The sequence below is a fragment of the Pseudarthrobacter sp. NPDC055928 genome, assembly GCF_042270935.1.
Taxonomy (GTDB): Bacteria; Actinomycetota; Actinomycetes; order Actinomycetales; family Micrococcaceae; genus Arthrobacter.
Genome location: NZ_JBHJZH010000005.1, coordinates 203,921 through 227,395 on the forward strand (window position 1 = coordinate 203,921; position 23,475 = coordinate 227,395).

Genomic DNA, 23,475 nt, shown 5'->3' on the forward strand with positions numbered 1-23,475 from the left:
GGACGCCCAGTGACTGACACGCCCCGTACGCCGTCGCACCGTGAGGACAGCCTCCCGGTGGATAACCAGCGTGTCCTGAGCGGCCGCTACGAACTCGGCGGGCTGATCGGGCGCGGCGGAATGGCGGATGTCCACAGGGGGGTGGACACCAGGCTGGGCCGGACCGTTGCCATCAAGCTGCTCCGCCCCGACATGGCCCGGGATCCGCAATTCCAGGCACGGTTCAAGCGCGAGGCGCAGGCCGTCGCCGCATTGAACCATCCCTCCATCGTTGCCATCTACGACACCGGCGAGCACACGGTTCCGGACGGAACGGAAGACAGCATCCGCGTTCCCTACATCGTGATGGAGTTTGTGGAAGGCAAGACCATCCGGGACCTCATCAGGGCCAAGGAAGTCAGCATTGACCAGGCCATCGAGTTCGCCTTGGGCGTGCTCGCGGCACTGGAGTACAGCCACAAGGCCGGCATCGTGCACCGGGACATCAAACCGGCCAACGTGATGTGCTGCGAGGGCACCAACTCCGTCAAGGTGATGGACTTCGGCATCGCCCGGGCTATCGCCGATTCGTCGGCCACCATGACCCAGACACAGGCCGTAGTGGGCACGGCGCAGTACCTTTCGCCGGAGCAGGCCCGTGGTGAAACCGTGGACGCCCGCAGCGACCTCTATTCCGCCGGCTGCCTGCTGTACGAAATGCTCACGGGCCGCCCGCCCTTCATTGGGGACAGTCCGGTTTCAGTCGCCTACCAGCACGTCCGGGAGATCCCGGAACCTGCGAGCAGCGTTAATCCCGAGGTGTCGCCGGCGCTGGACAGTGTCCTGGCCAAGGCCCTGCTCAAGAACAGGGCTGACAGGTTCCAGGACGCGGCGGCATTCCGGCGTGCCCTTCGCGCCGCCCGGGCTGGAGTGCCGGTTCCGGACGTTTCGGCAACCGAGGCGCCGACGGATCCGAACGACCACGTTCCGACGCCGGAACGTACGCCCGCCACCGAGGCCTTCGCTTTCACTGGCGCCAGTTTCCTGGACGACGCCCCCACCGGCCGGCTGCGGGCAACGTCCAACAACCACTCCAACGGGAACTCCCTGGCCGCCGGAGCGGCCGGAGCGGCCGGAGCTGCCGGAGCCTACGAGCCGCCGGACGCGGATGAGCTTCCTCTCGGCCTCCCGCCGGAACGGGAGCGGAGTCCGCGGCAGAAGTCCCGTCGTCGTGCCTGGATAGTCACCCTGGTGATCTTCACACTGCTGGTCCTTGCCGGCGGCGGCCTGTGGCTCTACAACACCGTAAACAGGCCAGCCCCAGCAGCCCCCAAGGTGGAGATCCCCGTAGTGGCCGCCATGACAGAGTCCGCGGCCCTGCAAGAGCTCTACGGGGCCAACCTGCGCCCACAGATCAAACGGGCCCAGCACGATACCGTTCCCAAGGGGACAGCAATCGGAACGGACCCGGCAGCCGGAACATCGCTTGATCCCAATTCCGAAGTAATCCTGAACATCTCCGATGGCCCCAGCGCGGTCAAGGTGCCAGAGAACCTGCCCGGGAAGACTGAGGCAGCAGCCCGGGACGTCCTGCGGCAAAGCGGCCTGGTGGGCGCCCCGACCACCACTATGGCCAACAGCGCCACCGTACCGGCCGGCATTGTGATCACCACCAGCCCCGCCCCCGGACAATCGGTGGCCGTCGGCAGCACCGTGGAGATTGTGGTCTCCACCGGGAAGGTGGCCATGCCGGAACTGCGCGGCCGTACCCGTGCCGAGGCCGAAACTGCCTTGAAGGAACTGGGCCTTGTTCCGAATGTGCAGGAAGTGGAAAACTCCCAGGTCGAAGCCGGCCGGGTGACGGACCAGAGCGATCCCGTCAACGCCGCTGTCGAACAGGGGAAGACCATCAACATCGTGGTGGCCAAGGAGCCGCCACCGCCGGTAACCCCCACACCGACGCCGACTCCCACCCCGTCAGCCACCAAAAAAGGCTGACCCCGCGTCCCTTCATGGAACGCGGGGCCAGATGTGCCAGTCCGGCTGCACTGCGCCGGTCAGCAGCGCCTATTGGTCAGTGCTGGATGAGCGGACTCAGTTTGGCGGCCCGTGATGCAGCACCGGCCATGCCCAGCGATTCGAGCCAGTTGCCCAACATCTGGTAGCCGCCCTCCGTCAGCACGGACTCAGGGTGGAACTGCACGCCGCACAGCGGCGCCGTACGGTGTTGCAAGCCCATAACCACGCCGGTAGAAGTTTCCGCAGTGATCTCCAGGACGTCCGGGATGGTGTCGCGGACGGCTGCCAGCGAGTGATACCGGGTGGCGGTCACGGGGGAGGGGAGCCCTTCAAAAACACTCGTTCCGTGGTGCTCCACCAAAGAGGTCTTGCCGTGCATCAGCTCAGGGGCATGGGTTACTTTGCCGCCGTAAGCCTCGGCCAAAGCCTGGTGGCCCAGGCAGACACCGAACATGGGCTTGTTGTTGTCCCCGCACCACTTGATCAGTTCGATGCAGACTCCGGCTTCCGCCGGGTTGCCTGGGCCGGGCGATATGAGGACACCGTCGCGCGTTCCTGCCATTTCGATGGCTTCTGCCAGCGTGACATCGTCGTTGCGCACCACGGTGGTCTCGGCGCCGAGCTCCTGGAGGTATCCCACCAGGGTGTATACAAAGCTGTCGTAGTTGTCTACGACCAGGATCTTGGTTGTGGTCATGGCTGGGTTGCAGAACCAATCGTTGAGTCGGTGAATGGGGTGAAAGTGGACATCCAGGGGAACAGGAACTGGGCCATCAGGACCAGGGCGGCGAAGACAAGCAGCACCGAAGTGGCGATCCGCAGCCACAGGGGGCCCGGCAGGTGCCGGAAAATCCAGGCGTACATAATCAGCCCTCTCCGATCGCGGCGGCCACCTGGGCCGCTATCTCAGCCGGGGGGCCCGCCGAGGCAGGCCGCCAGCTGTCCAGGAGCGCATAGGCGATAATGCGTTCCTGGGAGCCGAAGCGCGGGTTGCAGCTTGTCATGGTGAGGAAGCTTTCGGTGGGTGTGAGGCCGGGCCTAGTGGGCACCGGTTCCAGTACATCGGTCCGGGATGGCAGCACAATCTGGTTGTTGCGGAAGACATACACGTAGTAGCCATCCTTGGTCTGGACGTAGATTTTGTCCCCGGGTACCAGGGTGTGGATGCTGTCCAGGACTGCGCCGTGTGTCTGCCGGTGGCCGGCCACCGCAAAATTCCCCACGGCCCCGGGCATTGCAGTGTTGCTGTAGTGGCCCAGCCCCAGGGTATCCAGCACATCACCGGTAGTGCCTTGGACAATGGGCCGGGTGTAGTTCGCACCGAAGCGCGGAATGTACATGATGCCGATGGTTCCGGCGTGTCCGGGGGCCGCAGAGACTACGGGTGCTCCGTAATTCACGGCGCCGGGTGCCGAGGGCGAACTGGTGGGCGCATCCGCGCCGAAATCCTGTGCGAATTCCTTGATGATGGCGCTCTGCCTGGCGTCCGATTCCACGTTGGTCCACCACAGCTGCCAGCCCACAAAAAGCAGCAGGACGATGCCCGCCGTAATGAGCAGCTCGCCCAGCACCTGGACAGTCCCACGCAGAATCACGACGCCGGGCCCCGGCGCAGTGCCGGTCCTCGCCTTCTCCTGCAATACCACGCGTTCTCCTCCGGGCGGTCACCACGGGCGCTGGTTGGCCCTGAACTACGGCTAGAATTGGCTGCTAGTAAGAATCCAGATTTGACCAAGATCGCGCAGACCGCTGGCAATTTCCTTCTTGCAGGATATCAAGCCCGGGTCGCCGAGCTTGCCTCAGCCGCAAGGAGAGCACGTGCCCGAGTCCAAGCCACGCAAGAAGACTTCCACCCCGGCCCAGGCGGCTTCGTCCACGCAGGCGTACAAGCCGAACCCCGTGTGGTTCAAGCCTGTCATGTTCGGCCTCATGATCATCGGGCTGCTCTGGATCATCACGTTCTATATCAGCGAAGGCCAGCTTCCGGTCAAGGCCTGGGAATCATGGAATATCGTCGCCGGGTTCGGCATCGCCATCGTTGGCTTCCTGATGACCACCCGCTGGCGTTCGTAGCGTCCGGAGTATGATCCCCGGCCCTGGCGGCACCGTTCTTGGCGACGACGGACTCTTCCGTCCGCCCTGGGCCGCCGTTGATCCCCTCCTCCGGGAGTACTACGACACCGAGTGGGGCCTGCCGGTCCGGGACGAACAGGGCCTCTACGAACGCATCAGCCTGGAGGGTTTCCAAGCCGGCCTGTCCTGGGCCACTATCCTGCGGAAACGCCCGGCTTTCCGCGCCGCGTTCCACCACTTCGACCCGGATATCGTAGCCACTTTCACTGAAGACGATGTGGAGCGGCTGCTGCAGGACCCCGGGATTATCCGGAACCGGCTCAAAATCCGGGCCGCCATCACGAACGCGAAGGCGGTCATCGCCCTGCGCAGCGAAGGCGGGCTCGTGAACTTCGTCTGGAGCTTCCAGCCCCCTGAGACGCCGCAGCCGCTCACACATTCCGATATCCCCACCCAGTCCCCGGAATCGGTTGCGCTCTCCAAGGCGCTCCGCAAGAAGGGCTTCTCCTTCGTGGGGCCTACTACGATGTACGCGCTGATGGAGGCGATCGGCATGGTGGACACGCACCTGCTGGACAGCCACCGCCGAGGATCATCCGGGGTATGGCTGGATGCCCGCGAATAAGTCCGTGCCTGCGAGTTCTCCCCAGCTGTTCCTAAAGTTATCCACAATGTGAATAACTGACGCCCGGCGATTTGCCGAAAGGGCCCGCAGATGCCCTCAATCAAGGTTTATGCGAACAGTGCCTTTGGCGAGGCAGTTATTAACAGTGTGGATTAGCTGTGGATAAGACTCGGCTCTCCCCACAGACGGGGCGGGACACCGTGGCCGCAGCAAGTCCGCTTCCGCGCTGGAACCCTTACTCCTGGCGGCGTACTGGATGATGGCTAGTTATGGAGACCCGGTTGAACGCGTTCATGGTGATCGCCAGCCAGCTGACCGCTGAGAACTCATCCGCGGTGAGGTGTCGCCGGGCATAGCCTTCCTCTACCTCCCGTGAGCGCGGATCCGGGAGTTCCGTGATGCTCTCGGCCAGCGCCAGGGCAGCACGCTCCCGGTCTGTGAACAGGGCCGTGTCCCGCCACGCGGGAAGTACCGCAAGCCGTTGGGGGGATTCGCCGTTTTCCACGGCATCGCCGACGTGCATGTCCAGGCAGAACGCGCAACCGTTGATCTGCGAAATGCGCACGTACATCAGTTCAATGATCTTTTCATCCACTCCGGCGGTGGCCGCTGCCTCGCGTGCCTTGAGTCCCAGGCCGTTCAACGATCGCCACACGGCCGGGTGCTGCTTGTCTAGGAAGATGTTTGCGGTGTTGCGGCCCATGGGCCCTCCTGATTCTGGGTTGCGTCGGCGGCGGAACTTACCGGTGCGCCGATCCGCGTGGTTATCCACTTGCTAACACACGACTACCCACAACTTATCCACAGATGTGGACAACATGCATGAGTACACACGGTTATTTCCCCGCAGAGGCTCCGCAGAGCCTCGCGTCGACCATGAACTACACGCGTGTGAGTTATTAACACTGTGAATAACCATGTTGAAATCCCGCCGTTTATGCTTGCTCAGCGCCTCTCCAGCCCAAGAAAGCCAGCGATATCCACAGATGCAGCTCCAAAGAGCGTGATTGTCCACTTAACCACAGGGACATCCCCAGCAGTTATCCACAACTGTGGACGTACGCCGACCCTTGCGTGCCAGCCAGTGCGCCGTTGCAGGCTTCTGGCAGGATCCGGCCTTGAACTACACCCGTGTAAGTTACCAACAATGTGGATAAACCCTGTGGAAAACCTCCGTCGGCATTCCGGACACAAAAAGACCCCGGTGTCCAAGGGACACCGGGGTCTTCGGTAAGAGCGGCTACAGCGCCAAAATCAGCCCGCCGTGACGCGGACCCAGCTCACGAGAATCAGCAGCCCAAAAACGGCCACCAGGCCAGCTGCCTGGAGCAGGCCCTGACGCGGGCCGCGCGGCGTGTACGCTACCACTGCAGCGCACAACGCCCCGGTGATGAGGCCGCCCAAGTGGGCCTGCCAGGCGATCTGGGGGATCAGGAAGCCGATGACGCCGTTGATGGCTATCAGCACCCATAGCTGTCGCGTTTCCCCGCCCCGATGCCGCTGGACCAGGAGCATCGCCCCGAAGAGTCCGAAAATGGCACCGGATGCCCCGACCACTCCGGCGAGCTGCTGGCCTGGGACCAGCAGCGGATTGAGGAGCAGATAGCCCACCGAACCGCCGACGGCTGAGATCAGGTAAACCGCCAGAAAGCGGACCCTGCCCAGAAGCGGTTCGAGGGCCTGCCCGAAAATCCACAGCGTATACATGTTCAGCACGATGTGGAGGACTGAATCTGGAGAGTGCAGGAACGCGGCCGTCAGCATGCGCCAGGGCTCAAACGCGCCGTAGGCGGGCGTCGCGAACACATTGTTGTACGCGAACTGTTCGTATACGGCGCCGCCGGGCACTATCCACTGCAGGACGTACATCAGCGCACAGACGGCGATAATTCCGTACGTGACGATGGGCTTGCCGGTTGTCACCGTACCGCCGTAGACGGTCCTGACGGCCGGCGTCGAACGTGCTGTTTCGTTGACGCAGTCAACACATTGGAACCCGACGGCGGCCGCGCGCTGGCAGTCAGGGCACGCGGGGCGCCCGCAGCGCTGGCACCGCACATAGGAGGGCCGGTCCGGGTGCCGGGGGCAGACCGGAACTTGCGCTGACGGCTCCGCCGCCGGGATTCCGTAACTCATTGGTGCTTGTTAGAGCTGTTCGATGTCAATGCTGTTGATGGTGACGTCCTCGACCGGGCGGTCGCCCATGCCGGTGCGGACACCCTCGATGGCGTCGACGACCTTCTTGGAGTCCTCGTCAGCCACCTCGCCGAAGATGCTGTGCTTGCCCTGCAGCCAGTCGGTGGGGATCGTGGTGATGAAGAACTGGGATCCGTTGGTGCCCTTGCCCATCTGGATGCCTGCGTTGGCCATGGCCAGCTTGTAGGGCTGGTTGAAGCTGAGCTCGGGGTGGATTTCGTCGTCGAACTTGTAGCCGGGTCCGCCCACACCACGGCCCAGGGGATCGCCGGCCTGGATCATGAAATCTTTGATGATGCGGTGGAAGATGGTGCCGTTGTACAGCGGGGTACCGGTCTTGTCCTCACCGGTTTCCGGGTGGGTCCAGGCCTGCTCGCCCGTGGCGAGGCCGATGAAGTTCTTGACCGTCTTGGGGGCGTGGTTCCCGAAGAGGTTCACGACGATGTCGCCGAGGCTGGTGTGGATGGTTGCTTTTGCGGTTGCGATGGCAGTCATAACGCTTATTCTTTCACGGCCCGCCAAAGCGGCACGGGTGTGGACGGCAGTTCCGCGCTGGGTGAAATCAGCCTGAATTCCGGGCCAAGAATAGCCGGTGAAGGTCAATCCACGTAGGCTAACAACAGAACCGTCACATTAATCGGGAGGTAGTTGTGAAGAAATCGGATCGTATTGCCCGTGACCTTGAGCAGTCAGTCAACAGCGCGGTAGAGAACGCCAAGGACTGGGCAGCCCCCCGCGTGGAAGCAGCAGTGGACTGGGCCGTTCCCCGCCTGCAGCATGGCCTGGATACCGCATCTCCCAAGATCCAGGAAGGGCTTAAGACAGCCGCCCACAACCTTGCCGACGGCGTAGCAACAGTAACGCCGCGGATCCAGGACGGGCTCGCCCACCTGGCCCCAAAGATCCACGATGCTGTTGAAGGCACCACTCCGCGCCTTCACGAAGCGCTGGACAAAGCCACACCAGTGATCCTGAACGCCCGCGACCGCGTAGTGGTGGAGTACCTGCCACGCCTCTCGGACCAGATCGGCCAGGCGTCCGAAGCTGTTCACCGCACGCTGGAGAATGCTCCGTTGCACGTGGACGCCGTAGCCCAGCGTCTTGCCGATTCCGGAGTTGTGCACTCCATCCAGGAGCAGGCCCACACGGCAGGGACCCAGCTCAGGGCAGCCGCGCATGAAGCCGGCAAGGTGGTAGGCGTGCAGATCGCCCAGCCTGAGAAGCCCAAGAAACGCGGTTGGCTGGTCTTTGGCATCATCGCCGCCGCCGTGGCCGCTGGTGTTGCCGCGTGGAAGGCTTCCAAGCCGGTTGAAGATCCGTGGAAAACCCCTTCTCCGGTGACGCCCACTCCCGCCCCGGTACCCGCCACCACGGTCAACGACCTCAAGGAAACCGCAGCCGACGCCGTCGGCAACGTGGCAGCCGCTGCTGCCTCAGCTGCAGGGGCCGTTGCGGAAAAGGCCAAGGATGTCGCGGAAGATGCCAAGGAGGCTGCTGAAGATGCAGCCGACAAAGCCAAGCACGTCGCCGAGGACGCCAAGGACGCTGCCGCGAAGGCAACAACCGATGCCAAGACCGCGATGAAGAACATCGCCTCCAACATGAACGGATCCGCGGACAAGGACACCGTCTAGCAGTTCCCGGCGCTTTGCGCCGTCAGCTGAAGGGGTCCCGCCTGGTGCGGGGCCCCTTCAGTGTTTTCCCAGTGTTTGTCCGGACTTGAGCCTTCAGCCCGTGGGGCGGTCACCGATCGATGCTAAATTTGAACTGATGTCAGCCGATAAATCCTCTGGGGATGCCTTGAACGACGCAGCACAGCTGCCCCGCGTGTCCATTGTCATCCCGGCTTACAACGAGGAAAGTGTGATCCGGCAGTGCCTCATCGCTGCCGTTTACCAATCGGTCCCGGCGCACGAGATCATCGTGGTGGACAACCTCTCCACAGACCGGACCGCGGCAATCGTGCAGCAGATGCAGCTGGAATATCCGGAAAGCCCCATCATCCTGCTGAGCCAAGACCGCGACCAGGGGCTGATTCCCACCCGCAACTTTGGCCTGGACCATGCAACCGGTGACATTCTGGGCCGGATCGACGCCGACTCGGTCGTGGAGCCGGACTGGGTGGAGCAGGTCCAGAAGGCGTTCCAGGACCCCTCAGTCCAAGCGGCCACGGGCCCGGTGGTCTACTACGACATGCCAATGCGCCGGTTCGGCCTCAAAGCCGACGACAAAATGCGCCAGCTGATGCTTAAGCTCGCCAAGCACCAATACCACTTTCTCTTTGGCTCAAACATGGCGCTTCGGGCCTCGGCGTGGGAAACCATTCGGTCCGAGACCTGCCGTGATGAGAAGGATGAGATGCATGAGGACATCGATCTGTCCCTGCATCTTGCCGACCACGAACTTAAAGTGCAGTACTGGCCGCAGATGGTGTCCGGAATGTCTGCCCGCCGGCTGGAAGATTCACCCCGCGACTACCGCTACTACGTGACGCGTTTCGACCGGACGTACAAGGCCCACAACGTGAAGAAAATGGCTCTCAAGGCCCCCATGGTGGTCTTCTTCTCCGTTTACTTCCCGGCCAAGCTGCTGCGTGCCATCCACACCGTCAACACGGCTCAGCCGGTCCGCCGCGGCGGCCAGTAAGCACCTTCGGTACGGTCCTAACGGTCAGTCCGTTCCGAGCTCCGCGAGGCGGTCCGGCGGCGGTTCGCCGTCCCGGGTGCCGTCCTCTGAATCCAGGCGCCGCCGTCGGGCGTTCCCGGACCGCTGTCCCAGGACCACGACGGCCAGTCCTACCAGGATCAGCGCCAACCCTGCATAGGTTCCGGCCGGGAGGGTTTCGTCCAGGAAGACGGCCGCCAGCACCGCAGCGCCGGGGATTTCCAACAGGATGATCATCGAGACCAGCAACGGGCTCATCGTGGCCAGCAGGTGGTTGAAGGCTGTGTGGCCCACCAATTGCGCACACACGGTGATGGCGATAATCCCCAGCCAGCCGCCGGCGTCGAACCCTGTCAGGGGTTGTCCGCTGAACAGGGCGAGGACGGCCACCAGTGCGGCGCACATGCCGTAGCAGAGCGTCGTGTACGTCCCTGTGGTCATGCTTTGCCGCGCCTTGCCGCCCGCCAGCGTGTACAGCCCGGCCAGGGCCCCGCCGGCCACCGCCAGCAGGTCGCCCAAGAGCGCCTCGGGGGAGCTGCCCATATCAAAACCCGTGATGGCAACGACGCCGCCGAAAGCTATGCCCAGGCCGGCCAGGACGGGCCAGCGGTGTTTCGTGCCACGAAATAGCTGGAAGACAGCAATCCAACCGGATTGAAGGCACACGAGGGCAGTCGCGGCGGCCACGGAGGTCAGCTGCAGTGAGGTGATGAAGCACGCGAAGTGCAGGGCCAGGGCGACGGCGGCAAGCAGCGACCAGCGGAACTCCCGGCCGGAAATGGCCCCGAACTGCCGCGGTTCGCGCACGAGGGTGGGTGTGGCCATCACCACCGCGCCTATGGCATTGCGCCAGAACGCGATGGCCAGGGCGCTGACAGTGGTGGCACCGAGGGTGGCCGCGATCAGCGGACCGGACGAGGCAACGCCCAGCACGCCGAGTGCCGCGATGAAGAAGTTCACTGTCCAACCCTACTTTTTCGAGTTAACCAAAAAGTCCCGGACAGCGTTTCCGCTGTCCGGGACTTTCCATATGGTGGAGGCACGGGGACTCGAACCCCGAACCCCCTGCTTGCAAAGCAGGTGCGCTACCAATTGCGCCATGCCCCCATAAGAAGCAACCCGTCAATCATACCCTAGAACCTGAGAGCCTCTTGCCAGCTCCCGATCCGGGAATCCGTGCTAATCAACCGTATCGGTTGATTCGCTCCAGACCGTTTTCCGGGCCTCGGATTCCTGTGATTTCCGGTAGAGCAGGACGCCTGCGATCGCAGCTGCAAGAACCAGCAACTTCTTCACATGCACCCCGTTCCGACTCAGTCCACCAACCGGAGGACTGAACCTTTCCTGAAACCTGCACAGGTTCCGTGGGCGTACCAGGACTTGAACCTGGGACCTCTTCGTTATCAGCGAAGCGCTCTAACCGCCTGAGCTATACGCCCCGATGCCTCATCGGGCCGAGATATGACTGTACAGCACATCCCGGCCCGATCTCAAATCGAGGCATTCCGAGCAAAAAGTCCGCCGGAATTATGGGATTTTCAGTCGTCCGTGAGGGTAACGCCGATACCGCCCACCAGGGTGGCGGAGATGTTGTACAGCACTGCAGACAACATGGACAACGCGGTCAGCAGGACCACGTTCACTACGGCGATGATGGTGGCAAAGGAGGCAACCTGCCCCAGCGACGCAACCTTCTTCAATTCGAAGCCCCCGCCTTCGGACCCGGCGAGGGTGCCCAAGAGACTGTCCACCTGGTCGAAGATGCCGGTCAGGTCCAGGACCGTCCAGAGCACGATGGCCGCAACGACCGTAACGATTCCCAAGGCCACAGAGAGCAGGAACGCCATTTTCAGGACGGACCAGGGATCAACTTTGCTGACCAGCAGGCGCGCACGCCTGACCTTGGCTTTGGGGGCCGGCTTTACCAGTCCCGGACCGCCAGGCGCGGGTCGCTGCCCTGCCGTGGCGGGACGCTGAGCCGGGCGCTGGCCCTGTCCAGGCTGGGCCTGCCCGGGCTGGGCCTGCGGACGCTGGCCTGCTGCCGCGGGGCGCTGGCCGGGCAGGCCTGCCGGAGCCGCAGGGCGCTGCTGGGGACGAACGGGGGCGTTTACTCGGGGGGCAGCCGCGGGCTGCCCCGTTCCGCCGGGAACATTGCTGTTCTGCTTGGGATATGAGTCGGGATTACTCACTCGTTACCTCCGGTGTAGTCTTCGTTCGGCTCAGCGTCGCCGGAGGCGTCCTCTGACTCAACGGCCGGTGCTGTCTCTGCCACTGCTGCTGACCCTGCGGACCCCTCGGGGGATCCGTCCTCTTCAGCCAACGTTACGTCATCCTCCAAGGATTCATCGCCCTCAAGACCGCGTTCGCTGTTCCGGGCCACTTCGATGATGCGGTCATTCTTGTCAGGTTTGGCGAAGATCACTCCCATGGTGTCGCGGCCCTTGGCAGGGACGCCAGCCACGGAGGAACGGACCACCTTGCCGCCTTCCATGACTACCAGGACTTCGTCTTCCTCCTGGACAATCAGGGCTCCCACGAGGTCACCGCGTTCCTCGGCCAGCTTGGCAACCTTGATTCCCAGGCCGCCGCGGCCCTGGAGCCTGTATTCCTCCACGGCCGTGCGTTTGGCGTAGCCGCCCTCGGTCACGATGAACACAAAGGAGCCGTCCGTGACCACGTTGGCGGCCAGCAGTTCGTCGTCCTCCCGGAACTTCATGCCGGTGACGCCGGACGTGGCACGCCCCATCGGCCGCAGTGCGTCATCGGTGGCCGTGAACCGGATGGACTGGCCCTTGCGTGAGACGAGCAGGAGGTCGTCCGATTCGGAGACCAGCTGGGCGGACACCAGTTCGTCCTCGTCCCGGAGGTTGATGGCAATGACGCCGGCAGAACGGTTGGTGTCGTAATCCTCCAGCCGGGTCTTCTTGACCAGTCCACGTTTGGTTGCGAGGACCAGGTAGGGCGCGTGCTGGTAGTCCTTGAGGTCCAGTACCTGGGCGATGTGTTCGTCCGGCTGGAAAGCCATCAGGTTGGCGACGTGCTGGCCCTTGGCATCGCGGCCCGCCTCCACCAGTTCGTAAGCCTTGGCCCGGTAAACCCTGCCGAGGTTGGTGAAGAACAGCAGCCAGTGGTGCGTGGTGGTTACAAAGAAGTGCTCCACCACGTCGTCGCCGCGCAGCTGGGCGCCCTTGATGCCCTTGCCGCCGCGCTGCTGCGAACGGTAGTTGTCGCTGCGGGTCCGCTTGACGTAGCCGCCACGGGTAATGGTGACAACCATTTCCTCTTCGGGGATCAGGTCCTCCATGGACATGTCGCCGTCGAAGCCCATCAGGATCTTCGTGCGGCGGTCATCACCGTGCTTGGCCACGATCTCAGCCAATTCGGTGCTGATGATCTCGCGCTGACGCTCCTCCGAGGCCAGGATCGAGTTGTACTCAGCAATCAGCGCTTCGAGTTCTGAGTGCCGGTCCTGGATCTTCTGGCGTTCCAGGGCTGCCAGGCGGCGCAACTGCATGTCCAGGATGGCCCGTGCCTGCAGTTCGTCGATGTCCAGCAGTTGCATCAGCCCGTCGCGGGCCGCCTCCGTGGTGTTCGAGGCCCGGATGAGAGCGATGACCTCGTCCAGCATGTCCAGGGCCTTGAGCAGCGCCCGCAGGATATGTGCTTCTTCCTCGGCCTTGCGCAGGCGGTACTTCGTGCGCCGGGCGATAACGTCCAGCTGGTGGGTCACCCAGTGCCGGATGAAGGCATCCAGGCTGAGCGTGCGCGGCACTCCGTCCACGATGGCCAGCATGTTCGCGGAGAAGTTGCTTTGCAGTTCGGTGTGCTTGTAAAGGTTGTTCAGCACTACCTTGGCAACGGCATCGCGCTTAAGCACGATGACCAGGCGCTGGCCCGTACGGCCGGACGTCTCATCGCGGAGGTCCGCGATGCCGGAGATCTTGCCGTCCTTGACCAGTTCGGCGATCTTGATGGCCAGGTTGTCCGGGTTGGCCTGGTAGGGCAGCTCGGTAACCACCAGGCAAGTACGGCCTTGGAGTTCCTCAACGTTGACCACAGCCCGCATCGTGACAGATCCGCGGCCGGTGCGGTAAGCGTCCTCGATACCCTTGTGCCCCAGGATCGTGGCCCCGGTGGGGAAGTCGGGTCCCTTAACCCGCAGCAGCAGCTCTTCGAGCAGTTCCTCGCGGCTGGCGGTCGGATTCGCCAAGTACCATTGGACGCCGTCGGCGACCTCTCGCAGGTTGTGCGGCGGGATGTTGGTGGCCATGCCGACGGCGATGCCTGAGGAACCGTTGACCAGCAGGTTGGGGAAACGCGCCGGCAGGATGGTTGGTTCCTGGTTCTTGCCGTCGTAGTTGTCCTGGAAATCGACGGTTTCCTCATCGATGTCCCGGACCATCTCCATGGCCAGCTGCGCCATCTTGGTTTCGGTGTACCGCGGGGCGGCAGCACCGTCATTGCCAGGGGAACCGAAGTTTCCCTGCCCAAGCGCCAGCGGGTAGCGCATGGTCCAGTCCTGGATCAGGCGGACCAAGGCGTCGTAAATGGCGGTGTCGCCGTGGGGGTGGTACTGGCCCATGACCTCGCCCACCACACGCGCGCACTTGTTGAACGAGCGGTCCGGGCGGTACCCGCCGTCAAACATCGCGTACAGCACGCGGCGGTGTACCGGCTTCAGGCCGTCGCGCACGTCAGGAAGGGCGCGGCCCACAATAACGGCCATCGCGTAGTCGAGATAGGACCGCTGCATTTCGGTCTGCAGGTCCACCTGCTCTACGCGGTCGATCAGCACATCGCCTTCAAGCACGGTTTCCGGAAGATCGGCGGATTCCGCCTGGTTCTCGGGTGTCTCGTCACTCATCGTCTATATTTTCCGTTTCAGGTATATGTCAGTTCTGGAATATCAGTCGGGAGTACCGCTAGATATCCAGGAACCTGACGTCCTTGGCGTTCTGCTGGATGAAGTTTCGGCGTGATTCAACGTCCTCGCCCATCAGGGTGGAGAAGATCTGGTCCGCAGCCAGGGCATCGTCCATGGTGACCTGCAGGAGGGTCCGGTTGTCCGGGTCCATGGTGGTGTCCCAGAGCTCGGTGTAGTCCATTTCGCCCAAGCCCTTGTAGCGCTGGATGCCGTTGTCCTTCGGAATGCGGCGTCCGGCTGCCTGCCCCGACAGCAGCTTGGCATCGCGCTGTTTATCGCTGAAGACGTAGTCGTGCGGCGCATTGGACCACTTGATGCGGTACAGCGGCGGCTGGGCCAGGTAGACGTAACCGTTCTCGATGAGGGGACGCATGTACCGGAAAAGGAGCGTCATCAGCAGCGTGGTGATGTGCTGTCCGTCGACGTCGGCATCGGCCATCAGCACGATCTTGTGGTACCGGAGCTTGCTGAGGTCGAAGTCCTCGCCGATGCCGGTGCCAAAGGCAGTAATCATGGACTGGACCTCGGCGTTGCCCAGGGCCTTGTCCAGGCGTGCCCGCTCAACGTTCAGGATCTTGCCGCGGAGCGGCAGGATCGCCTGGGTTTCCGGGTTGCGGCCGCGCTTGGCGGAACCACCCGCGGAGTCACCCTCCACGATGTAGACCTCGCACCTTGCCGGGTCCTTCGAGGAGCAGTCCGAAAGTTTTCCAGGCATGCCGAAGGACTCGAGCGGGCTCTTGCGGCGGGCGTTGTCGCGTGCCTTGCGGGCCGCCATACGGGCCTGGGCCGCGGAAATTGCCTTACGGATAACGTCACGGGCCGGACCCGGATTGCGCTCCAGCCAGTCGCCGAGTCCGTCTGTGACAACGCGCTGGACGAAGCCCTTGACCTCGGAGTTGCCCAGCTTGGTCTTTGTCTGTCCCTCGAATTGCGGCTCGGCAAGCTTGACTGAAATAACGGCAGTCAGGCCCTCACGGATGTCATCGCCGGTGAGGTTGTCGTCCTTTTCCTTGATGATGCCCTTCTCCCGCGCGTAGCGGTTGATGAGCGAGGTCATGGCGGCGCGGAAGCCCTCTTCGTGCGTTCCGCCCTCGTGGGTGTTGATGGTGTTGGCGTAGGTGTGGACGCTTTCGGAATACGCGTTGGTCCACTGCATAGCCATTTCCAGCGCGATACGCCGATCCTTGTCCTCGGTTTCGAAGGCAATCACGTCCTCGTGGACGACGTCGACCTTCTTCCCGGAGTTCAGGTGCTTGACGTAGTCCAGCAGGCCGTCGTCGTACTGGTAGACCACGGTGCGGTGCTCTGCGGTGACTTCGCCCTCGGTGACCACGGCGTCCAGGTCCAGGTCGCCGTCGTTGTCCTCCGGGGAAGTGCGCTCGTCGGTCAGCGTAATGCGCAGGCCTTTGTTCAGGAAGGCCATCTGCTGGAAGCGGGCCCGAAGCGTCTCAAAATCGAACTCAGTGCTTTCGAAAATGCCGGCATCCGGGTAGAAGGTCTGCGTGGTTCCGGTGTGGTCCGTCTCCTCGCCCTGGACAAGGCCGCCCTGGGGCTTGCCGCCGTCGGCGAAAGACATCCGCCAGACGTGTCCCTGGCGCCGAACTTCGGTGTCAACACGGCTGGAAAGTGCGTTCACTACGGAGATGCCCACACCGTGCAGGCCGCCGGATACCGCGTAACCACCGCCGCCGAACTTGCCGCCCGCGTGCAGGATTGTCATCACAACTTCAACGGTGGGCTTGTGTTCGGTGGGGTGCATGTCCACGGGGATTCCACGGCCATCGTCCACCACCTTGACGCCGCCATCGGCCTGAAGGACTACCTCGATGTGCGTGCAGTAACCGGCCAAAGCCTCATCTACAGAGTTGTCCACCACTTCATAGACCAGGTGGTGGAGGCCGCGCGGACCGGTCGAGCCGATGTACATGCCGGGGCGTTTGCGCACGGCTTCGAGGCCTTCAAGGACGGTAATGTCACTTGCACCGTATTCACGGGGGGTCACAGCGTCTGCCGGGGTGTCGGGGGTACGGGCATCCTCAACTGCGGGTTCCACTGCCTGGATATCTGTATTGTCGTTAGCCACAGGCGCTGTCGACTCCTCTGTTTTCGATGATGGCCGGCCGGAGTCCTTCCCCCAGGGAAAGCTTCGGCCAACAGGCACAAACTGATGGCGCTGGCGAGTTAGCTGACATGCGGAACCGCGATCCGCCAGCGGGAAGCGTGCGGAAAACGGACTCAGTCAACGTTTCACCGGCGCCCAGTTATCTGTTGCGATTCTATCGTGGATCGCGGCGTTCACCCGCATTCGGAGGGCCTCGGCGGCAGGCAATGTGCCTTTGTCAGGCCGTTGACCCCGCCTTGGGCGCCCCAGCGGTCCGGTCTCCGGGTGCCTATACACCCCACGGCCGTTGCATCGCCCTACACGCCCTTGGGCGAATATTCAATAGTCGACGACGGCGGCACGGAACTCGCAGGCTCACCCGTAAGTATCGCGGGGGCCGCGGCCGTTAACGCTTCGCCCTCCCTTGCGCCAACTGGGCGCCGACGGGCCCAGGACGTGGATGCTGGTCACCACGCCGTCACCAAGTTCGGTGCGGAACTTCTCGAGCAGGCTGATGCTGAGAAGGCGAAGCTGGGTGGCCCAGGCCGTTGAGTCGCAGCGAACGTGCAAAGTGGTGTCCGTAAAGCTCTCCGGTGTGCAGTGCGCGGAGATTTCCGGCCCCACAAGGGTGGCCCATTCGGCCATCACCGACCCGACAGCAACGGGCGAGGTCCAGCCGCGTTCGGCCACCAGGCGTCCCACCACCTTGCCGAGGCCCAGCGGATCACGGCCGGTGGAGTGGAACTGGCTAAAACCTCGGGTGTCCCGGATGCCGCCACGTTTTGTCTTGCCGGCACCGGCGGCGGGTGGTGCCTTGCGGCGGATCTCGCCGCGTGCCGCTGCTGCTTCGCGCATCCGATTCAGCGCCGCCTGCGGCGCGTCGATGTTGTCGGGATCCCGGCCGGGCTGGAGGCCGCCGTTTTCATCCTTATTCATCGATTCCTCCCGGGATGACCTTCACCCGCCGGCCGGAGAGTTCTTCCGGAATATCGGCGTCGACGGCGGCAGTCACCAGCACCTGTTCCGCACCGGAGACTATTGCCGCCAGTTTACGCCGCCGCTGGACATCGAGTTCGGCAAAAACATCATCGAGGATCAGGATGGGAGCGGACCCGCCCGTTCGGGCGTCGTCGAGCATCACATAGTAGGACGCCAGCCGGAGGGAGAGGCACATGGACCATGTTTCGCCGTGCGAGGCGTACCCCTTGGCCGGAGCCTCGCCCAGGACAAGTTCCAGCTCGTCGCGGTGCGGGCCCACCAGTGAAATGCCACGCTCAAGTTCCTTGCGGCGGGACGCGGCGAACGCCCGGACGTACGCTTCGGTGAGTTCTTCCACCGTCAGCGTCCGGAGGTCTTCCTGAACCGGTCCGCCCGTAGCGGACGGAAAGGCAGCACCCGGTGCTGCGCCGCCGTCGTCGTCCATCATGTTTTGCAGGCTTGAGCGGTAGGCGGCGTCGGCAACCTTTGAACCGTCCGTGAGTTGCGCATAGGCACTGGCCAAGTGCGGACGAAGCCGCTCTACCAGTTCCAGCCGGGCATGCAGCAGCTCGGCGCCGGCCCTGGCCATGTGCTGGTCCCACACGTCAAGAGTGGCTTCGTGGCCGGCGGTGAACTTGCCGGCCCTCGCAGATTTCAGCAACGCATTGCGTTGCTTCAGCACACGGTCATAGTCGCTGCGGGTTGCCGCGTGCCGCGGAACCAGGCTGACCAGCAGCTCATCGAGGAACCGGCGCCGGTTGGACGGATCACCTTTGACCAGCGCCAGGTCTTCGGGGGCGAAGAGCACGGTCTGGCAGATCCCGAGGATGTCCCGCGCACGCACGGGATTGCTGCGGTTGATGCGGCCACGGTTTGCACGGCTGGCATTGATTTCCAGTTCGAGCACGGTGATCTGGCCTTCGCGGACCAGCCGGGCCCGGACCAGGGCACGCTCCGTACCGAACCTCAGCAGCGGACCGTCTGCGCTGACACGGTGCGAGCTGAGGGTGGCGAGGTAGCCGATGGCTTCCATCAGGTTGGTCTTGCCAATCCCGTTGGATCCCACCAGCACCGTGACGCCAGGTTCCAGGGCAAGGTCAACCTGGGCGTAACTGCGGAAGTCAGTCAGTGAGAGGTGTTCTAGGTACACGCGGTCTTCAGGATTCTCGAAACCCTCGGGTCCCGGGGATTGGAGCTATTTGGCAGGGCGGGTGGCATGCCCGCCGAACTGGTGGCGCAGCGCCGAAACCATCTTCATGGCGGGGGAATTGTCTTCCCGCGAGGAGAAACGGGCAAAAAGTGCTGCCGTGATGGCAGGGGCAGGCACTGCGTTGGCGATCGCCTCTTCGACGGTCCAGCGGCCCTCGCCGGAATCTTCTACGTAATCATCGATGGAGGCAAGGCCTGGATCTTCGTCAAGGGCCTTCACCATGAGGTCCAGCAGCCAGGACCGGACAACGGTTCCCTTTTGCCAGGCGCGGAAGGTCCCGGGAAGATCGTTGACGATGTCCTTGGCCGCGAGCAGTTCATAGCCCTCGGCGTAGGCCTGCATCAGGCCGTACTCGATGCCATTGTGGACCATCTTCGCGTAGTGTCCGGCGCCGACCCCGCCCACATGCACAAAGCTGTCGGCCCGTTCGCCTTCCGGGCGGAGTGCGTCGAAGACCGGGAGGGCCCGTTCGATGTCGGCCGCGTCACCGCCGGCCATCAAGCCGTAGCCGTTCTGGAGGCCCCACACGCCCCCGGAGACACCACAGTCGGCAAACCGGATGCCCTTTTCGGCCAGCGCGGCACCATGTTTCTGGTCCTCGGTGAACCGGGAGTTGCCGCCGTCGATCACCAGGTCGCCGGCGTCGAGCTTGGCCCCGAGTTCGGTGACGACTGCATCGGTGATATCGCCGGCCGGGACCATGACCCAGATAATCCGGGGTGTCGGGACGGCGGCAATGAGTTCGTCCAGCGAGGAAACATCGGTGACGTCCGGATTGCGGTCGAAGCCGGTGACGTCAATTCCACCCTTGCGCAGGCGTTCGCGCATGTTGAAACCCATTTTGCCAAGGCCGATCAGTCCGATATGCACGGTGGATCTCTTTTCTGCGCTGGTGGTGTGGCTGCGGGGACGTCATCCCAACTAGGTAGCAGTAGATGTCGTTTTGAACCCTCATAACGACATCTACTGCTACCTAGTTGGGTGGGAGGCTGCTAGTTGGGGAGGCGGACCGGCATGACCAGGTAGCGGTAGTCGTCCTGGTCTTCGCCGTCGACATCCGCCTGGGCCGTGATCATCGCTGGTTTGGGCGCGGTGGTGAAGGAGAACCGGACGTACTTGGTTTCAATGACGCTCAGCCCTTCCACCAAGTAGTGGGGATTGAAGGCAACAGTGATGTCTTCACCGGACAACTGTGCCTCGAGCTCTTCAGAGGCCTGCGCATCCTCGCCGGTTCCGGCGTCGAGGTGCAGCTGGCCTTCGGTGAAGGCCAGGCGCACCGGGGTGTTGCGTTCGGCCACCAGGGACACACGACGCACGGCTTCGACCAGTTCCTGGGTCTGCACGGTGGCGTGGATGGGTGTCGTGTCGGGGAAAAGCGAACGGATTTTGGGGTAGTCGCCATCCACCAGCAGAGATGTGGTGGTGCGGCCGCCGCTTTCGAAGCCGATGAGCCGGCTGTCGTCGTCCGCCAAGGCCAGGTTGATGTCACCGCTGTTGCCCAGTGTCTTGGCAACTTCATTCAGGGTCTTCGCCTTGACCAGCGCGCTGGTGGAAATTCCCGGGGTGACGGGCTTCCATGGGACTTCGCGCATGGCCAGCCGGTACCTGTCGGTGGCCAGGAGAGTAATGAGATCATCCTCAATTTCCATCCTGACGCCGGTCAGGATGGGGAGGGTGTCATCCTTGCTGGCCGCGATGATGACCTGGGAAACAGCTTGGGCGAAGGCATCGCCGGGAACTGTACCGCTGATCGTGGGCAACGACGGCAGCGGCGGGTACTCGGCTTCCGGCATGGTGGCCAGGTGGAAACTGCTGCGGCGGCAAGTAAGCGTGACTTTGTTGCCGTCCGTTTCCACGTCAACCGGGGCCGAAGGCAGGCTGCGGCAGATGTCTGCCAGGAGACGGCCCGATACCAGGATGGTGCCTTCCACCGCGATGTCAGCCGGGATCTCAAGCCGGGCAGAGGTTTCGTAGTCGAAACTCGAAAGGCTTACGGTGCCGGACTCAGCCTTGAGGAGCAGGCCTGAAAGGACCGGTACTGGCGGCCGCGGAGACAACGAGCGGGCTGTCCATGTGACGGCTTCTGCCAGGACGTCCCGATCGACTCTGAACTTCACGGAAGGGTGCCGCCTTTCATTGCTGCTGCCATGTCTGAACCGGGAACTCCATCGTGGAGTTCCAAAAGTGGGTGCCCCAAACTCCTGAACCTGCATGGTCCGCGCTTGCTGAACCACAAAGAAACCCGAGGATGGGAGCGCTGCTGACAGCTTAGCCGGAAGATCCGGGATTAACCCATCCCCGGCAAGGATCCCGGTTGTCCTGGGCCGCCAGGCCCTGGCAGGTTCGTCGTGTGGATCCAGATTGTTGTTTGAGGGAAATCAATTTTTTGGGATTAGTAGTGTTAATAACTGCTGTGGAAACTGTGGATAACCCCGTCTCGCCGCAGGATCCGGCGGTTAAGCCCTGTTCATGGACTGTGGGTGAAGCAGGTTTTAAACAGGGTGTGGATGGGGATAAGAATTTTGGCGGTTTCGCTGATCCACAGATGGGTTAAGGGTTTTAAGCCCATTAACCGCACTTGTCCCCTTAACTGTCCACAGGGTTATCCACATGCACCTGTTAATAAGGTATAGAGGCGGAGGGTCAGGAGTCGCGCTGCTGCTGTTTGATCCTGTTGGTGAGCTCGGTGACCTGGTTGTAGATCACACGGCGCTCGGCCATGAGTTCGCGGATCTTGCGGTCCGCATGGATCACCGTGGTGTGGTCGCGGCCGCCGAGCTCCTGGCCGATCTTGGGCAGCGACATGTCCGTGAGCTCGCGGCACAGGTACATCGCGATCTGGCGGGCCGTCACCAGTGTTCGGGTGCGTGATTTGCTGCAGAGTTCCTCCATGCTGAGCTTGAAGTACTCGGCGGTCTGCGTGAGGATCTGGCTGGAGGTGATCTCCTGGGCGCCGTCATCGGTGATGAGGTCCTTGAGGACCATCTCTGCCAGGGCAACGTCAACCGGCTGCCGGTTCAGGCTCGCGAACGCCGTGACGCGGATGAGGGCGCCTTCGAGTTCGCGGATGTTGCTGGAGATCTTGGAAGCGATGTACTCGAGGGCGTCGTCCGGCGCGGAGAGGCCCTCACTGAGCGCCTTCTTCCGGAGAATGGCGATTCGGGTTTCAAGTTCCGGCGGCTGGATGTCCGTGAGCAGGCCCCACTCGAAGCGGGACTTCATCCTGTCTTCGAACCCTGCCAGGAGCTTGGGCGGCTGGTCCGAGGTGATGACCACCTGTTTGTTGTTGTTGTGCAGGGAATTGAACGTGTGGAAGAACTCTTCCAACGTCCGGTCCTTGCCTGCCAGGAACTGGATGTCGTCGATCAGCAGCACGTCCACGTTGCGGTACGTGGTCTTGAAACTCGCACCCTCGTCGTCGCGGATGGAGTTGATGAAGTCGTTGGTGAATTCTTCAGAGTTCACGTACCGGACACGAATGCCGCTGTAGAGGCGGCGGGCGTAATGGCCGATGGCGTGCAGGAGGTGGGTTTTGCCCAGCCCCGAGTCACCATAGATGAAGAGCGGGTTGTAGGCCTTGGCCGGCGCTTCGGCAACGGCCACCGCGGCCGCGTGGGCAAAACGGTTGGACGAGCCGATGACAAAAGTATCGAACACGTACTTGGGATTCAGCCGCCCGAATTCGTGGGAGGTGCTCGGCAGCATGGGTTGCGGCTTCTGCTCGATCAGCTGGTCGGACGTGAAGGACGGCTCGACGACGAGTTCCGGCTCCTCATGGATGGGCACCAGATCGGTGTCCACGTCGATGGCACAGCGGATGTCCTCGGAGAAAACGTTGTGCAGTGCGTCGTCCAGCGCATCCTTGACCTGCGTCTGCAGGACCTCGCGGGTGAGTTCGTTGGGGACGGCCACCAGAAGGGTTGAACCGATCAGGCCCTGGGCCTGGGCCAGGATGACAAAGCCCCGCTGCCGTGGTGAAACGCGGTCGTCCTGCTCCAGCAGGCTGACAACGCGCCGCCAGGAACTTCCGACAGTATTGGCGTGGTTGGCTTCGTCTACTGTCATCAATCAGTTCCTCAAAACTTGCTTTGCCTGCATTACCTGCAGCCCCAAGTCCGGAACCAGGATGCTGGTCCAGCTTCATCCACAGGGTTATGCACAGTCCGTGGATAATCGGCTACTGAGCCACTCTAGGGGATCAAAACGCCAGAAGATAGCTGGGAAGTAGCTTGTGGATAATTACACCAGTGTGGTTCTAAAAAGGGCCCTGTGAGCCAGTTCATCCACAGGCTGTTGTGGATGGTTAACCACAGCTGGGGACAAGGACCGCGGGCCATCCCGGTTTGACTCTCGGGCGTAATTTGCCCTAACGTTGTGAAGTCCTTTGTGTCCGCTTTTTGGCCCCATCTGAATCTCTCAGACGCACCGCGTTCGAGCAGCCGGGGGAAGCGTGCATTACAAAACTTAGCGTCGGCCAGTTCTTCCCCTTTACTGATCGGGTGGGCGCACCTTTGATCCACTGGAGTAACTAACGTGAGCAAGCGGACTTTTCAGCCGAATAACCGCCGTCGAGCCAAGAAGCACGGCTTCCGCCTTCGTATGCGTACCCGTGCCGGCCGTGCCATCCTGGCAGCCCGTCGTGGCAAGGGCCGCACCGAACTGTCGGCCTAAATAACTGACTCGTCGGTTTACATTTCTTTGCGAGT

At 62.7% G+C, this 23,475-nt stretch carries 22 protein-coding genes and 2 tRNA genes; 6 read left to right on the forward strand and 18 right to left on the reverse strand.

Features of this window, described 5'->3' with window-relative positions:
* Positions 1–9 precede the first annotated feature (9 nt).
* Entirely contained in the window at positions 10–1,977 is a 1,968-nt protein-coding gene (gene pknB, locus ACFC25_RS09140) for a Stk1 family PASTA domain-containing Ser/Thr kinase (RefSeq protein ID WP_376044874.1), read from the forward strand.
* A gap of 76 nt (positions 1,978–2,053) precedes the next feature.
* Here pknB and ACFC25_RS09145 read toward each other — a convergent pair whose 3' ends face one another.
* From ACFC25_RS09145 to ACFC25_RS09155, 3 genes are read right to left on the reverse strand one after another with little or no spacing between them, the layout of a single operon-like run.
* The gene (locus tag ACFC25_RS09145) at positions 2,054–2,695 is read right to left on the reverse strand and encodes an aminodeoxychorismate/anthranilate synthase component II (RefSeq protein ID WP_337345192.1); all 642 of its coding nucleotides are present in this window, start codon (positions 2,693–2,695) and stop codon (positions 2,054–2,056) included.
* Entirely contained in the window at positions 2,692–2,862 is a 171-nt protein-coding gene (locus ACFC25_RS09150; protein WP_337345191.1) for a hypothetical protein, read from the reverse strand. The genes ACFC25_RS09145 and ACFC25_RS09150 overlap by 4 nt, the downstream gene beginning before the upstream one ends.
* Before the next feature lie 2 nt (positions 2,863–2,864).
* Positions 2,865–3,644, reverse strand: a complete 780-nt coding sequence (locus ACFC25_RS09155; protein ID WP_376044875.1) for a class E sortase — start codon at positions 3,642–3,644, stop codon at positions 2,865–2,867.
* A gap of 172 nt (positions 3,645–3,816) precedes the next feature.
* Here ACFC25_RS09155 and ACFC25_RS09160 point away from each other — a divergent pair, with 172 nt between their 5' ends.
* Positions 3,817–4,071 carry a cell division protein CrgA gene (locus ACFC25_RS09160; RefSeq protein WP_337345189.1) on the forward strand — a complete coding sequence of 85 codons (255 nt, stop codon included), beginning with the start codon at positions 3,817–3,819 and terminating at the stop codon, positions 4,069–4,071.
* A gap of 10 nt (positions 4,072–4,081) precedes the next feature.
* Positions 4,082–4,696, forward strand: a complete 615-nt coding sequence (locus ACFC25_RS09165; RefSeq protein WP_337345188.1) for a DNA-3-methyladenine glycosylase I — start codon at positions 4,082–4,084, stop codon at positions 4,694–4,696.
* A gap of 235 nt (positions 4,697–4,931) precedes the next feature.
* Here the strand turns inward: ACFC25_RS09165 and ACFC25_RS09170 are convergent, their stop codons facing one another.
* The 3 genes from ACFC25_RS09170 to ACFC25_RS09180 form a co-directional block, all read right to left on the reverse strand.
* Positions 4,932–5,399, reverse strand: a complete 468-nt coding sequence (locus ACFC25_RS09170) for a carboxymuconolactone decarboxylase family protein (RefSeq protein WP_337345187.1) — start codon at positions 5,397–5,399, stop codon at positions 4,932–4,934.
* 551 nt (positions 5,400–5,950) lie between these two features.
* Positions 5,951–6,832, reverse strand: coding sequence for a rhomboid family intramembrane serine protease (locus ACFC25_RS09175; protein WP_337345186.1), 882 nt, complete (start codon positions 6,830–6,832; stop codon positions 5,951–5,953).
* Positions 6,833–6,841: 9 nt separating this feature from the next.
* Positions 6,842–7,387 carry a peptidylprolyl isomerase gene (locus ACFC25_RS09180; protein ID WP_066288542.1) on the reverse strand — a complete coding sequence of 182 codons (546 nt, stop codon included), beginning with the start codon at positions 7,385–7,387 and terminating at the stop codon, positions 6,842–6,844.
* 155 nt (positions 7,388–7,542) lie between these two features.
* Here ACFC25_RS09180 and ACFC25_RS09185 point away from each other — a divergent pair, with 155 nt between their 5' ends.
* Both ACFC25_RS09185 and ACFC25_RS09190 read left to right on the forward strand, forming a co-directional pair.
* Positions 7,543–8,526: a hypothetical protein gene (locus ACFC25_RS09185; RefSeq protein WP_376044876.1), complete on the forward strand. Its 984-nt coding sequence runs from the start codon at positions 7,543–7,545 to the stop codon at positions 8,524–8,526.
* Positions 8,527–8,662: 136 nt separating this feature from the next.
* On the forward strand, positions 8,663–9,538 hold the full coding sequence (locus tag ACFC25_RS09190) for a glycosyltransferase family 2 protein (protein WP_337345184.1): 876 nt from the start codon (positions 8,663–8,665) through the stop codon (positions 9,536–9,538).
* Between the two features lie 24 nt (positions 9,539–9,562).
* Here the strand turns inward: ACFC25_RS09190 and ACFC25_RS09195 are convergent, their stop codons facing one another.
* The 12 genes from ACFC25_RS09195 to dnaA form a co-directional block, all read right to left on the reverse strand.
* A complete protein-coding gene (locus tag ACFC25_RS09195; RefSeq protein WP_376044877.1) occupies positions 9,563–10,516 on the reverse strand; it encodes a DMT family transporter in 954 nt (317 codons plus the stop codon).
* 71 nt (positions 10,517–10,587) lie between these two features.
* Positions 10,588–10,663 (reverse strand) — tRNA-Ala (locus ACFC25_RS09200).
* 72 nt (positions 10,664–10,735) lie between these two features.
* The gene (locus ACFC25_RS09205) at positions 10,736–10,858 is read right to left on the reverse strand and encodes a DLW-39 family protein (protein ID WP_376044878.1); all 123 of its coding nucleotides are present in this window, start codon (positions 10,856–10,858) and stop codon (positions 10,736–10,738) included.
* 63 nt (positions 10,859–10,921) lie between these two features.
* Positions 10,922–10,995, reverse strand: a tRNA-Ile gene (locus ACFC25_RS09210).
* Between the two features lie 99 nt (positions 10,996–11,094).
* Positions 11,095–11,745, reverse strand: coding sequence for a DUF3566 domain-containing protein (locus ACFC25_RS09215; protein ID WP_337345182.1), 651 nt, complete (start codon positions 11,743–11,745; stop codon positions 11,095–11,097).
* On the reverse strand, positions 11,742–14,420 hold the full coding sequence (gyrA, locus tag ACFC25_RS09220) for a DNA gyrase subunit A (RefSeq protein ID WP_337345181.1): 2,679 nt from the start codon (positions 14,418–14,420) through the stop codon (positions 11,742–11,744). Before gyrA ends, ACFC25_RS09215 begins: the two co-directional genes overlap by 4 nt.
* Positions 14,421–14,478: 58 nt before the next feature.
* Entirely contained in the window at positions 14,479–16,563 is a 2,085-nt protein-coding gene (gene gyrB, locus ACFC25_RS09225; protein WP_337345180.1) for a DNA topoisomerase (ATP-hydrolyzing) subunit B, read from the reverse strand.
* 393 nt (positions 16,564–16,956) lie between these two features.
* Entirely contained in the window at positions 16,957–17,517 is a 561-nt protein-coding gene (locus tag ACFC25_RS09230; RefSeq protein WP_337345179.1) for a DciA family protein, read from the reverse strand.
* Positions 17,510–18,709 carry a DNA replication/repair protein RecF gene (gene recF / locus ACFC25_RS09235; protein WP_337345178.1) on the reverse strand — a complete coding sequence of 400 codons (1,200 nt, stop codon included), beginning with the start codon at positions 18,707–18,709 and terminating at the stop codon, positions 17,510–17,512. Before recF ends, ACFC25_RS09230 begins: the two co-directional genes overlap by 8 nt.
* A gap of 45 nt (positions 18,710–18,754) precedes the next feature.
* Positions 18,755–19,639 carry a phosphogluconate dehydrogenase (NAD(+)-dependent, decarboxylating) gene (gnd, locus tag ACFC25_RS09240; protein ID WP_376044879.1) on the reverse strand — a complete coding sequence of 295 codons (885 nt, stop codon included), beginning with the start codon at positions 19,637–19,639 and terminating at the stop codon, positions 18,755–18,757.
* A gap of 122 nt (positions 19,640–19,761) precedes the next feature.
* Positions 19,762–20,886 carry a DNA polymerase III subunit beta gene (dnaN, locus tag ACFC25_RS09245; RefSeq protein ID WP_376044880.1) on the reverse strand — a complete coding sequence of 375 codons (1,125 nt, stop codon included), beginning with the start codon at positions 20,884–20,886 and terminating at the stop codon, positions 19,762–19,764.
* Positions 20,887–21,412: 526 nt separating this feature from the next.
* Entirely contained in the window at positions 21,413–22,834 is a 1,422-nt protein-coding gene (gene dnaA, locus ACFC25_RS09250) for a chromosomal replication initiator protein DnaA (RefSeq protein ID WP_337345175.1), read from the reverse strand.
* A gap of 468 nt (positions 22,835–23,302) precedes the next feature.
* Between dnaA and rpmH the strand changes: the two genes are divergently transcribed.
* Positions 23,303–23,440, forward strand: a complete 138-nt coding sequence (rpmH, locus tag ACFC25_RS09255) for a 50S ribosomal protein L34 (protein WP_003800212.1) — start codon at positions 23,303–23,305, stop codon at positions 23,438–23,440.
* The last annotated feature ends 35 nt before the right edge of the window (positions 23,441–23,475 follow it).